This is a genomic window from Janthinobacterium sp. JF4 (assembly GCF_059617925.1).
In genome coordinates, this window is sequence record NZ_JCAQAV010000001.1 from 400,173 (window position 1) to 412,251 (window position 12,079).

The 12,079-nt window shown below is 61.0% G+C and carries 10 protein-coding genes; 3 read left to right on the top strand and 7 right to left on the bottom strand.

The genetic code is table 11. The features are described 5' to 3' along the window. Positions 1 to 5: 5 nt before the first annotated feature. Positions 6 to 551 (top strand): methyltransferase domain-containing protein, encoded by a 546-nt coding sequence (locus tag AC54AF_RS01635; protein ID WP_496634889.1) that lies wholly within the window; start codon positions 6 to 8, stop codon positions 549 to 551. On the opposite strand, the gene AC54AF_RS01640 is transcribed toward AC54AF_RS01635, so the two are convergent. The 4 genes from AC54AF_RS01640 to AC54AF_RS01655 are packed head-to-tail and all read right to left on the bottom strand — an operon-like array spanning position 536 to position 4,400. Continuing rightward, entirely contained in the window at positions 536 to 1,261 is a 726-nt protein-coding gene (locus AC54AF_RS01640) for an ABC transporter ATP-binding protein (RefSeq protein ID WP_496634891.1), read from the bottom strand. The two genes, AC54AF_RS01635 and AC54AF_RS01640, sit on opposite strands and share 16 nt — an antisense overlap. Beyond that, positions 1,261 to 2,070 (bottom strand): ABC transporter permease, encoded by an 810-nt coding sequence (locus tag AC54AF_RS01645; protein ID WP_496634962.1) that lies wholly within the window; start codon positions 2,068 to 2,070, stop codon positions 1,261 to 1,263. Before AC54AF_RS01645 ends, AC54AF_RS01640 begins: the two co-directional genes overlap by 1 nt. Next, the gene (locus AC54AF_RS01650; protein WP_496634893.1) at positions 2,070 to 3,053 is read right to left on the bottom strand and encodes an ABC transporter substrate-binding protein; all 984 of its coding nucleotides are present in this window, start codon (positions 3,051 to 3,053) and stop codon (positions 2,070 to 2,072) included. The genes AC54AF_RS01645 and AC54AF_RS01650 overlap by 1 nt, the downstream gene beginning before the upstream one ends. A gap of 36 nt (positions 3,054 to 3,089) precedes the next feature. Beyond that, on the bottom strand, positions 3,090 to 4,400 hold the full coding sequence (locus tag AC54AF_RS01655; protein ID WP_496634895.1) for a phenylacetate--CoA ligase family protein: 1,311 nt from the start codon (positions 4,398 to 4,400) through the stop codon (positions 3,090 to 3,092). 317 nt (positions 4,401 to 4,717) lie between these two features. Here AC54AF_RS01655 and AC54AF_RS01660 point away from each other — a divergent pair, with 317 nt between their 5' ends. Beyond that, the gene (locus AC54AF_RS01660) at positions 4,718 to 5,566 is read left to right on the top strand and encodes a hypothetical protein (protein ID WP_496634897.1); all 849 of its coding nucleotides are present in this window, start codon (positions 4,718 to 4,720) and stop codon (positions 5,564 to 5,566) included. Positions 5,567 to 5,600: 34 nt separating this feature from the next. After that, positions 5,601 to 6,686: a DUF455 family protein gene (locus AC54AF_RS01665; RefSeq protein WP_496634899.1), complete on the top strand. Its 1,086-nt coding sequence runs from the start codon at positions 5,601 to 5,603 to the stop codon at positions 6,684 to 6,686. 454 nt (positions 6,687 to 7,140) lie between these two features. Here the strand turns inward: AC54AF_RS01665 and AC54AF_RS01670 are convergent, their stop codons facing one another. The 3 genes from AC54AF_RS01670 to AC54AF_RS01680 form a co-directional block, all read right to left on the bottom strand. Beyond that, positions 7,141 to 10,215 carry an efflux RND transporter permease subunit gene (locus tag AC54AF_RS01670; RefSeq protein WP_496634901.1) on the bottom strand — a complete coding sequence of 1,025 codons (3,075 nt, stop codon included), beginning with the start codon at positions 10,213 to 10,215 and terminating at the stop codon, positions 7,141 to 7,143. Continuing rightward, positions 10,212 to 11,321 carry an efflux RND transporter periplasmic adaptor subunit gene (locus AC54AF_RS01675; RefSeq protein WP_496634903.1) on the bottom strand — a complete coding sequence of 370 codons (1,110 nt, stop codon included), beginning with the start codon at positions 11,319 to 11,321 and terminating at the stop codon, positions 10,212 to 10,214. The genes AC54AF_RS01670 and AC54AF_RS01675 overlap by 4 nt, the downstream gene beginning before the upstream one ends. 81 nt (positions 11,322 to 11,402) lie before the next feature. Further along, complete coding sequence (locus AC54AF_RS01680; protein WP_496634905.1) at positions 11,403 to 12,020, bottom strand: TetR/AcrR family transcriptional regulator; 618 nt, start codon at positions 12,018 to 12,020, stop codon at positions 11,403 to 11,405. Positions 12,021 to 12,079 lie beyond the last annotated feature (59 nt).

A 12,079-nucleotide genomic window follows, 5' to 3' on the forward strand; every position in this document is an offset into this window, starting at 1 on the left:
CAGACATGAACGACAACGCGAGGCTGATTGTCTTTTTTCACCCCCAAACCTGGCAAGCGTCGATCGACCGCTTTCCCCTCAGCGGTTATGCGCTGGTCGAACAGGTCAATGCACTGCGGCCACGCACAGTGGTCGACGTCGGCTGCGGATTCAATCCATTCAAAGGCAAAATTCCCAACCTGATCGGCATCGATATCGCCAATGATGCCGCCGATCTCGTCTGCGACCTGCACGATGCCCCGTTTGCCGAGGGCTCGATCGATGTCTGCCTGGCGCTGGGCAGCATCAACTTCGGCGGCGCGCAGCAAGTCGCCGCGGCATTGCGCAAGGTACATGGCTGGCTGCGGCCAGGCGGCACGCTTTTCATGCGCGCCAACCCCGGCGAACCGATAGGGAACGATATTGCCGTCTTCCCCTGGCATCCGCAATGGATACGGCAATTTGCGCATGAGGTGGGTTTCGAGCTGGCCTCCGCCATCGAGGAAGAGCGGCTTGTGCTCAGCAATGGGCAAGCGGCACGGCGCCTGTTCTGGCGCTACGCCAAGTGTTGAGCGGCCAGCAGGTCTAGCAGCAGCGCGTGCTGCTGGCGGCCATCGCCGGGTGGTATCGGCAGGTCGGCGGCAATGCTGGCCCCATTACCCGTCAGCACGATGACCCGCTGCGCCAGCCGTATGGCTTCCAGCAAATCATGCGTGACAAGCACGGCGGCACAGGCAAGTTGCTCAAACACCTCAGCCAGCTGCCCCTGCAGGTGTTCACGCGTCTTCTGGTCCAAGGCGGACAGTGGCTCATCGAGCAGCATCAGGGCGGGCCGCGCGACAAGTGCGCGAGCCACGGCGACGCGCTGCCGCATGCCGCCAGATAACTGGCTCGGGTAGAGGCGGCCGCTGTCGCCCAGACCGACCTGACGCAGGGCCGCCTGCGCCGCAGCCTGGCGCTGCGCTCTGGACACGCCATTGACCAGCAGGGGATACTCGACATTACCCTGCGCACTGAGCCAGGGAAACAACGCGTAATCCTGGAACACCATGGCCAGGCCTGACATGCCGGGCTGCACCTCACGGGCCGACAGCGTCACGCTGCCCTGCTGCGGACGCACCAGGCCCGCCAGTATGCGCAGCAGCGTGCTCTTGCCAACCCCGCTGGGTCCCACCAGCGCCACGACCTCGCGTTCGCCTAGCGTGAAAGAGCAATTGCGTATCACCTGGCGTGCTTGAAATGCATGGGAGACCGCGTCTACCCGCAGCAGGGGACGGGCCATCACCGTTCCTCCAGGTGCGGCGCGCATGCGCGCGCCAGCCATCCAATGGCGCCGTTAATGCCCAGCGATACCACACCAGTAACAACAATCGCGCCATACATCGCGGTCACCTGGAAGGTTTGCGACCACTCGAGAATGCGGAAGCCGATGCCGGCGTTTGCGCCGAGCATTTCGGCGGCGACGACGGCAAGCCAGGCGCTGCCCAATGCAAGCCGCAGGCCGGCCAGCAGGTGCCCGAATACGGCGGGCAGGTAGACGGTCGCCAGCAGCCAGGGCAGATTCGCGCCCATGCTCCGGGCCGCGTCGATCAGCGTACGGCAGGTGGCGTCGAGTCCGGCCAGGACATTAATGAACAGGGGCGGCCAGGCGACCCAGACAATGATGGCGATCGTGCTCTTGCCGCCCAGTCCGAAGATCAGCAGAAAAGCCGGCAGCAGCGCCAACGGAGCAATGCCGCGCACCAGTTCGACCAGGGGAGCCGTCAGCCACCGGAACGGCGCATGAAAATGGGCCAGCGCCGCTGCCGGCAGCGCGAAAAGGCAGGCCAGCGCCGTACCGGCCAGCACGGCATGCAGGCTGGCTCGCACGTCGGCCAGCAGCGGACCTTGCCACAGCAGGGACGGCAAGGCCGCCAGTACTTCGCCGGGCGGTGGCAGATAGACAGGGTCGAGCAGCTGCAGGCGGATCAACGCTTCCCATGCCAGCAGCGCAGCGGCAACGCCCAACAGGCCAAGCAGCTGCGGCGCGCGCCGACCCCGCCAGCGGCCCGCATGGCCAGGACCGCCCAGGCCGGTCGCAGGGCGCGCCATCACGGATTGAAGCGGTCCGTGGCGAAGGCATCGCCCCGCAGGCCAGGCGCCTGCCTCAGGCCTCCGTCCTGCCGCATGACATCGAGCCAGAACTGGACATCACGCATCCGCACCTGCGCATTGCTGGTATAACGGTGCGACACCATCAGGCTTTGCTTGAGGCCGAGCGCCCTGGCCATGATTGCATTCCCACGGTGGGTATCGCTCTGCAGGAAGGCGACGGCTTGGCGATAGCCGGCCAAAAAGCGGCTGACCGTCTCGGCCTGCTCTTCCAGCATCTTTTTGCGGAAAAATACCAGCGAAAACTGCCGCTCGCCGATGATGTCGGCTCCGGTAAAGAGCCGGCGCAACTTGCCCTGCGCAGCCATCGATACGCTATAGGGATCGATCAGCGCGGCAACATCGATCATGCCTGCCAGCAAGGCCTGCTCCTGGCGTTCATGCGGCAGTGTCACGAAATGCACGTCAGACTTGGCAATGCCGTGTTTGCGCAGCGCGAGCAGCGTGGTGTAATAAAAGGAACCGGACAGGGAATTGACGGCGATGCGGCGCCCGCGCAGGTCGGCCATGCCCTTAACCGGCCCCGCATGTAGGACGAACCATTGCTGCAAAGGAGCATCGCCGAACTCCGTCTGGGAATCGGCAACTCCCATCACCCCGACACCCTGCGCCGCCGCATTGGCCAGGCCCGTGATCGCCGCATGGCCGGCATCGAGCTGGCCCAGTCCTGCCGCCTGGACGATGGACGGGCCGCTGCTGAAATTGCCGGTCATGGAGACATGCACGCCGGCAGACTTGAAAAAGCCTGCGGCGATGCCGATGTACACGGGCTGGTAGTTACGAAACGTGCCCCAGCGCACGACAGGCAAACCGGCCGCCGCTGCCTCCTTGGCAGCAAACCCTGGGCAGGCAGCAGCAACAGCCAGCGCCGCCGACGAAGTTAACAGCGCGCGGCGGGTGCGGCAGTATTTGGACATGGACATGGACATCATCGGGCTTGGGCGCGGACGGATCGCAGGCTAGGATTTCATGACATCCATGTCTTTCAGCGAACCGGGTGGCAAGCCTGCTATCTCCAGGTGAAAGCCTGCCGTCTCGATGGCATGCTGATACGCGCGGTTGCTGCTTCCCAGCGCCAGGCGCAGTTGCACTTCAAACCCGCGCCAGGCTTCGGCAAACAGACGCGGATCAAACAGCATTTCCACTTCCAGCCGGGGGCGCCGCTCCCCGCGCGATACCAGCCGCCATTTGGGAAAGGCATCGCCCTCCGTTGGCGTGACCAGCGAATGGCGCGTATTGTCGATCCGGCCTACCAGCGGATCATGGTCGAGCGCTTCCTGGATATCCCCATAACGCACGGGATACAGGTCGTCGCCACCGGCGCTGTCGATCACGATACTGTGGTCCACCTTGCCCCATGGCTTGAAACCGCATTCGCCTGCCATCTCGCAATACGTGCCTATTTGCACGACGTCGCCGCTGTCGAAGCGAAGCGCCGGCATGGCATGATCGTGCTCTTCCAGCAGGCGCGTCACCAACAGACGGCCGTTGGCATGCGGCGCGGTGAGCAGCCGGTCCCGGGCATCGACCACTTCGGGATAAATAGTGTCAGGGAAATGATAATAACCGCAATACGGACATTCATGCGCGCGCGCATTCTGAATTTCAGTGAATCCGTAATGATCTACTAACTTCGTATTCAAGACCGATTCAATTTTATTTCGCCAGGACTGCGTTACGAACGAAGAATTCGTATGTACTTCCTTCAGGCCAGATCCATGCAGTTCAATATTATTCACCAATATATAATGAACCAATTTCTTTGCCGCCGGCAACGGTATCGAGATGCGGGAAAACTGGTCTTCATATCCGGCGAAATTATATTTCGTCTTTAATATCTCGATCATGATGCGGTAGCCATCCTCATCGCGCAAAGGCGCGATCAGCGCCCCCACATCGCGCGGAAAGTGCGGCACGGTCCCCTGGCGGCCATCGCCGGCCTTCAGGTACAGCGGGCGCAATGCGTCGCCGAGCGACGGCGCAGCGGGCGGGGCATAGGCCGGCATATAACCCCACTGCAAGGTCGGCATGCCCGTGGTGCCCCCCGTGCGTATCATGAAATGGGGAAGCGACGCATTCGTCTGCAGCCATTCCTGCGCCAGGGTCCGGTATTGCGCCTTGTCCATGATGGGCAGGCGGCGCAGCGATTGCAGGTCAATTTCCCGCTCGGCGAGCTCCGGCATCACGCGCTGCAGCGAGGGCAGCCTCTGGCGGCTCAGGCCCCAGGTGCGTGTCAAATGAAAGTTGCGCGACAATTCCAGAGGCGACATGGCAGCTCCTATTGGATTGCAATTAACCTGATAAGATATATTTGGCGCAGGCCTTAAAGACAGTATAAATGGAATTCACATGCCTGTCGCACGTTTGTAATTCCATGCATCCCATATTATAATCAGATTTCTTTCACCGTACACCACTACGTTCCGGCATTATTTTTCCGGGCAATTTTGCAACGCTGATGTCATGCATCGGGAATATTTCTTCCCATGGTTATACCTTATTAAACTATCGATAGGATAGGAATATGAGAAACAACACAGTCGCGCGCCAATTAAATACCAGGGCCATGCATTTTTTAGCAGAAAACATGGCGCAGCAAACCATTCAATTGTCACTCATCGAAGCAATTGCCGGCACAGTCCTCGCCTGCGGCGACGCTGACATGTTGTTGACGGGGTCGCTATCCACCGGCAGCGGCGATGCCTATTCCGATATCGACCTCACCATGTGCTGCGATGACCCGACAAGCCGGCTGCGCCTCCAGGCCGCCGTCGCGCAATGCCTGCAGCAGCACGGACGCGCGATAGCGCAGTTCCCGGCGACCCATTTGCAAATGCCCGACCTCCTGATTCATTTCTGGGATTGCCAGGATACCCTGGTCAAGATCGATATTCTCTATCTGCATGAAAGCGCAGCAAGCCAGCCTCAGCAAGGGCTGCTGCTGGTGGGCATTCCACCGTTCCGGGCGTCGGCGCCGCATGCGGCTGGACATGCGGCGTCGGCCGATCCAGCTTTTCTCGAAGATACGTACAATAAATTTTGCGGCTGGATCTGGTACACCCACACCAAGATTGCCCGTGGCGAGTATTGGGAAGCCGACGACTCGCTCGACGTCATGCGCGCGAAGGGCTTGCTGCCGATGCTGCAGCTGGCGCACGGCTTGCCGCTGGAAGGATACCGCCACGCGGAGCAGCGCCTGAGCCCCCAACTGCTGGTGCGCCTGGCCGAGACGCGTTGCGATGGGCTGGCGCCCGCCCAGTTGTATCGTGCCCTCTTTGCAAGCTGCCGCTTCTTTGCCGAGACGGTCCAGCTGGTTTCGGCCAGCCATGGCGACGCCTGGCTCACCGCCCAGCTGGAACAAATGGTCGATTTTGTTCTACGCGCAACTGAACCGGCGCATGCCGCCAGCAGCATACCCGGCCCGAAGGCCCGCTAATCTGCCACCCGACAGGAGGAGCATCATGCTACGGATGGATGCGATCAAGCGCTATTATTCGGACGTCGACGACTGTCTGCACACCTGCCTGCAACGGCATTGCCAGCAATTGGTCGCTGCCCCCTCGATAGACGAGAAGATAGCCGTCGGGCTTGCGCTGGACGGCCTGCTGCAATTGTTTGGCGCAGTCGGCGCGCGCCGGTCGCAGATCGCCACGGACGAGATCATCAGCCTGCCCGACTTGCCGGCGATCGCTGCGGCCATCATGCCGGCGCAGGGGCCGGCGGCCCTGGCGGCGCGTGCCCAGACGTTACTGCCGGCCGTATCCAGCGCCATCCTGTTTGCGCCGGAAATGCCGCTCATGACCTTGCTCGTGGAAAAACTGCCCTTGCTGGAGCAGCGCTACGCGGCTGGCGACAGCACTCCGCCACGGCAACCGGCCCGCGACGCCGCGCTGCACTGGTCGGCCGACAAGCCGTTCCGCTTCGTCGAAGGACGCGGCATCCTCGACGATGACGCAAACTACCTGGGCTTTCTTTTTTACGTACTGGTCGACGTCGAAATCTCCGCAATGGAAATTTGTGCCTACATGATCCTGGATAACCGGGACATGCCGGACGCCTTCATGGGCGACATGGGCCGGCAGATATGGGATGAGGCCCGCCACGCAAGCTACATCCAGGCGCTGTACCTGGAGCGCGGCGGCATCATCGGCGCCTTCCCTTATACCAATACGGTACTGGAACGCTTCATGTCGGCGGACAATCTCCTAGACGGCCTGATCGTCCAGCAGTTGCTGCAGGAGGCCAATGCGGTAGAGACCAACCTGAACCTTGCCACCCATTTGCAGCGCGCGGCGCGTGAAGAGGAGACGCTGAGCTTTCTGGTCATCAATAATGACGAAGCGCTGCATGCGCGCATCGGCAACCGATGGCTGCACTATCTGGCCCAGCGCGATGGACTGAGCGAAGAGCATGTGTTTGCGCAAATGCTGCGGCTATCGAAAAAAGTCGGCCTGCCCGTCTTTGGCACCGGCGGATGGCGCGATACGCTGCGCTCCGACATCGGTTTTCCCACATGGCTGATCGAAAAGAAAAAGATGCTGCTCAGCCTGACCTGATGCTGCCCTTGCCTGGCACAGGGATGCAAGACAGCCCCCGCCCCTCTCCCGCCCCTGTCGTCCACTCCCCTGGCGCTCGAAGCGCAGCTGGCGCGAGGCATCAGACATCGGCTTCACTTCCTCGTCCGTATCAGCGCGGCAAAAATTGTAGCGCCGGTACCTTGCGCGTCAGGTTGCTGTCAATGCCCCAGCACAGGCAGGCGCCTACAATGTCGATTGCATGCCATGGCATGCCAAGCTAAGCAGGGAATATCCTTTGAAATGACTGGCAATCTTCGACGAGCGAGACATGGTCGGGCGCTCCTAGACCTAGCCCATCTCCCGCTTGCGCCTTCAATCACTTCTTAACAATAGCCTTATCGCATTAGAGGCAGCTCAGCCGTGCGTTCTTGGGCCGTCGATGCGCACATGAATCGAAACGACCGAGCGGCGACGCGCATTAGCTGATCAAGCTTCAGTTCGCTTCGACTTTGCTTGCCGGAGTAATCTTGAACCAAATCGCGTACATGGCCGGCAGAAACACCAGTGTGAGTACCGTGCCCGCGAAGGTGCCGCCGATGAGCGTGTAGGCGAGCGTCCCCCAGAAAACGGAATGGGTCAGCGGAATAAAGGCCAGGATGGCTGCCAGCGCAGTCAGGATTACGGGACGGGAACGCTGCACGGTTGCCTCGACCACCGCGCGGAAGGGATCCAGGCCAGCCTGCTCGTTATGGTGGATCTGGCCGATCAGGATCAGCGTGTTGCGCATCAGGATGCCTGATAGGGCAATGAGTCCGACCAGGGCATTGATACCGAACGGTTGCTGGAACACGATGAGTGTTGGCACCACGCCGATCAGCCCCAGCGGGCTGGTCAGGAATACCATGACCATCGCCGAAATCGAGCGCACCTGAAAAATGAGGATAAGCAGCGTAATTGCCAGCATGACAGGGAACAAGGGCAGCATGGCGGTCGTCGCCTTGCCCGATTCCTCGATGGAGCCGGCCTGGTCGATCCGGTAGCCAGCCGGCAGCTTGTCGATGATGGGCTGAAGCTGCTTCGTGATAGCACCGGACACGTCCGGTGGCTGCAGGCCATCGGCGATGTCGCCGCGCACGGTGATGGTCGGCGTCCGGTCGCGTCGCCGCATGATCGGTTCTTCAGCGCGCACGTCGACCTTGCCTACCTGCGATAGCGGGACGCGTTGCCCGCCCGCCCCTGTCAAGGTAAAGTCCATGAGTTTGGCTGGATCAAAACGGTTGTCGCCGGCAGAACGGGCCACCACTTGCACCGTGCGGATATCTTCGCGCACAGACGTCAATGGCACGCCGCTCAGCAGGAATTGCAGTTGCTGTGCCACCGCGCTGGAGGTCAAACCCAGGGATTGCAGGCGATCCTGTTGCAAGGTGAAGTGCAGTGCAGGCGTGCGCGTGCCCCAGTCATTGTTCACGGTGCGCATCAATGGACTGACTTCCATGGTCCGCTGCACATCCGCCGCGATGTTGCGTAACTTGTCAGGATCCGGGCCGGATATCCGGTAGGCGACGGGGAACGGTGAATATGGACCAAATACCAGTTGCGTGACACGCACCCGCGCTTCCGGCGCGAGACCTCCGGCAATCACCTCGCGCAGCCGCTGCTTCAACGCGTCACGCTCGTCCTGGCTATCGGTACGGACGACGATCTTTGCAAACGACGGATCAGGCATCTCGGGCCCCATGGCCAGATAGAAGCGCGGCGCGCCCTGGCCGATATAGGCAGTGACGATCTTTGCTTGCGCCTGTTTGGCCAGCCATGCTTCGACCTTCGCCGCGGCGGCGCTGGTCTGTACGATCGACGTGCCATAAGGCATCTGCACCTCGACCAGGACTTCGGGGCGGTCCGAGATGGGGAAGAACTGCTTCTTGACTACCGCCATACCCAGCACGGCCATGACGAACAGGCCCACCACTGTACCCGCCACCAGCCATTTGCGCGTGATGACGCGCTTGAGCAACTGACGGAAGCGGTTGTAACGCGCCGTGTCGTAGAGCGCGTCGTGGCCACCCTCGACCCGTTTCAGCTCGGGCAGCAGCTTGACGCCAAGGTAGGGCGTAAAGACCACCGCGACGACCCACGATGCAATCAGGGCAATACCCACGATCCAGAACATATTGCTGGTGTATTCGCCGGCGGTCGAACGCGCAAAGCCATTCGGCATAAAGCCGACCGCCGTCACCAGCGTGCCGGAAAGCATGGGCGCAGCCGTATGGCTCCACGCATAGGCGGAGGCTGCGATGCGGCTGTAGCCCTCCTCCATCTTCACCACCATCATTTCAATGGCAATAATGGCATCGTCAACCAGCAGGCCCAGTCCCAGGATCAAGGAACCCAGCGTAATGCGGTCGAAATTCTTGCCGCTAGCGGCCATCACGATGAAAACGACAGCCAAAGTCAGCGGCACGGCCGCAGCAACCACGATCCCCACTCGCCAGCCCATGCTGATGAAGCACACCACCATCACCACCAGCAACGCGGCAAAGAACTTAATCATGAACTCATCGACCGAGGAGCCGATGTTGACGGCCTGGTCCGTGACCTTGCTCAAGCCCATTCCCAGAGGCAACTCTGCATTGATCGCGCCGACTTCATACTCCAGCGCCTTGCCAAGGTCGAGTCCATTCCAGCCGTCGCGCATGACGATGCCCAGCAGTAAGGCAGGTTCTCCGCCGTTGCGTACCATGAATGTTGCAGGGTCTTCGTAGCCGCGCTTGATCGTGGCGATATCCGACAGTTTCAAGGTGCGCCCCTGCGCCACGACGGGCATGTCGCGGATTTTCTGCAATTCATCGAAAGCACCGTCCAGGCGTATGAACACTTGCGGTCCCCTGGTTTCCACCGAGCCGGCCGGCGTGAGGGCGTTCTGCCTATTCAATGCGGCAAATACTTCCTGGGGACTGACACCCAGCGTTGCCAGGCGCGCATGCGAAAACTCGACATAAATACGCTCGGACTGTTCACCGACGATGTTGACCTTTTTGACGCCAGGGACATGCAGCAGACGTTGCCGCAACGTCTCCGCGTCGCGTACCAGCAAGCGTTGCGGCTCCCCCTTGGCCTTCAGCGCGAACAAGGCAAACGTGACGTCCGCGTATTCGTCGTTGACCATCGGTCCGATCACGCCTGGCGGCAGGTTGCCTGCCTCATCACCGACTTTCTTGCGCGCTTGATAGAACTGCTCCTGCACTTGCGCCGGCGGTGTGCTGTCGAGCAGCGTCAGCGTCGTGAATGCCAGGCCTGGCCTGGTGTAGGTCTCGCTACGGTCGTACCAGCGTAGCTCCTGCAGCCGCTTCTCGATTTTTTCGGCGACCTGATCTTGCATTTCCTGTGCCGTGGCGCCTGGCCAGGCGCTGATGATCGTCATGACTTTGACCGTGAAGGCAGGATCTTCCGCTCTCCCCAGCTTAAAAAAGGACACTATCCCAGCCAATGAGATCAGGCAAATCAGGAACAAGGTGATGGAACGCTCGCGCACGGCAAGCGCAGACAGATTGAAACGGCCGGTGCTCATGGGCGCGCTCCTGCGTTCGTCGCTGTCTGCACGGCTACACGTACCTGCTCGCCTTCGTGCAGCAGGTGCGTGCCAAGCGCAACGATCCTGTCACCTTGCTTGAGCTGTGCAGCAATCCGCGCCTCGTTGTCCCCCAGGCTATGGACCGTGACAGGCCGCCAGCGCACCTTGGCGGGCAGCCCCTGGATAAGCCAGACTCCCGGCCCCTTCCCCGCATCGTACAGGGCAGTGATAGGCACGGACAAGCCGCCGTGTTTGGCGGACGGCGTTTCCGGTATTTGTATGCTGACGGTGGCGCCCAACGGCGTATTGTCAAGCGCGCCGTCCAGCACATAGCGTGCCTCGAAAGTACGGGTCTGCCGGTCCGCGGCATCCGATAGCTGCCGCAATTTGGCCGGAACGGCAGCGCCATCCGTGCCAAACAGCGTGGCGAGCCCCGCCGAGCCGACCGCCGGGCGCAAGGTTTCCGGCAACTGGATCAGCGCTTCGCGACGCCCCGCATGGGCCACGCGCAGCACGGCCTGTCCTGCGGCCACGACCTGGCCGGATTCGGCCAATGTTTCCATGACGAGGCCATCGGCGTGCGCCAACAGTTCGGTGTAACGACTGGCGTTACGGGCCACTTCGGCCTGGGCTTCGGCAGCATTGAGTTGGGCCTGGGCAGCGGCGGCGGCCGCCGCGACCTGGTCATAACCGGACGCCGAGATCGCGCCAGTGCCGCGCAAATCGCGATAGCGCGCCTCTTCCTGCGCTGTTTGCTGTGCCCTGGCGCGCGCAGCGGTCACTGCCTCCTGCTGGGCATGTGCGGCAAGCCGCAGATCCACGGGGTCGATGCGCATCAGCACCTGTCCGCGCCTGACGGCCTGTCCGGTGTCCACAAGGCGCTCCAGCACCTTGCCGGCGACCCGAAAACTCAAATCGCTTTGCACCCGGGCAGCGACGATGCCGGTGAATGTCCGGGACGCAGCCGTCGCATCCCGGACGGTTGCAACCCGCACGAGCGGGGCTTCGTTACGTGGATCAGATTGCTTTTTTTCGCCGCAGGCGATCAGGGCCAATGGCAATGCAGAGATGACAACAGAGAAAACGAGGCGACGGCGCAGCATAGAAATCCCGTAAAAAACTGAACAGGATCTCATTTTGGTACTAGTGACCACTTAAGTCAATGGTCACATTTTAAAAGATGACTACCTTGACAAGCTTCGCAGTACCAGGCTGGATAATTGAGCAGGTGCATCCTGGGCGTGGTCCAGGCTGTACTGCAACAGCAAGGGATTCAGATAAGGTCGCATGACCAGGTAAATGGCATTCACCGCCTCGTCGAGCGGGGTCTTGCGCTCGAAATCCTCGGCGTCGCGTCCTTGGCGTATCACTTCCAGCAGCATGTGCTGGATACGCACCTCGTAAGCCCGCACCGATTCCCAGCGCTCGATCGCAGCCGAAGCGGCAATATCGTATAGCTTGCGGTCATCGAAAAACAGTCGCTGGCTGGACTCAACGATCACTTTGAACATGCGCCGTAGCTTCTCAGGTGCACGCTCAACGCTGTCAACGGCCGTCCTGACGTCGGTTTCGATTTCGCCCAGGCAATTTGCGCAGATCAGCTCTCCGATGGCCTGTTTGGATTCGAAGAACTTGTAGATGTATGCCTTGGAAAAACCGATGGACTTGGCGAGGTCTGACACCGTCGTTTTTTCGTAGCCGTACAGGCGAAAGTGCGCCGTAGCGGCGGAAATGATCTGGTCCCGTACTTCATGGTCGACGGGGCCTCGGGCAGAACCCGGAATGGTGGTTGCTTTCATCATGCCCGATAGCTTACCCGGAGTTGTAGATTTGCACAAATAGTGACCATATCGTGATATAG

Coding starts and splice junctions, on each gene's coding strand:
- AC54AF_RS01635 (WP_496634889.1), top strand. CDS start 6: ATGAACGACAACGCGAGGCTGATTGTCTTTTTTCACCCCCAAACCTGG.
- AC54AF_RS01640 (WP_496634891.1), bottom strand. CDS start 1,261: ATGGCCCGTCCCCTGCTGCGGGTAGACGCGGTCTCCCATGCATTTCAA.
- AC54AF_RS01645 (WP_496634962.1), bottom strand. CDS start 2,070: ATGGCGCGCCCTGCGACCGGCCTGGGCGGTCCTGGCCATGCGGGCCGC.
- AC54AF_RS01650 (WP_496634893.1), bottom strand. CDS start 3,053: ATGTCCATGTCCAAATACTGCCGCACCCGCCGCGCGCTGTTAACTTCG.
- AC54AF_RS01655 (WP_496634895.1), bottom strand. CDS start 4,400: ATGTCGCCTCTGGAATTGTCGCGCAACTTTCATTTGACACGCACCTGG.
- AC54AF_RS01660 (WP_496634897.1), top strand. CDS start 4,718: ATGGCGCAGCAAACCATTCAATTGTCACTCATCGAAGCAATTGCCGGC.
- AC54AF_RS01665 (WP_496634899.1), top strand. CDS start 5,601: ATGGATGCGATCAAGCGCTATTATTCGGACGTCGACGACTGTCTGCAC.
- AC54AF_RS01670 (WP_496634901.1), bottom strand. CDS start 10,215: ATGAGCACCGGCCGTTTCAATCTGTCTGCGCTTGCCGTGCGCGAGCGT.
- AC54AF_RS01675 (WP_496634903.1), bottom strand. CDS start 11,321: ATGCTGCGCCGTCGCCTCGTTTTCTCTGTTGTCATCTCTGCATTGCCA.
- AC54AF_RS01680 (WP_496634905.1), bottom strand. CDS start 12,020: ATGATGAAAGCAACCACCATTCCGGGTTCTGCCCGAGGCCCCGTCGAC.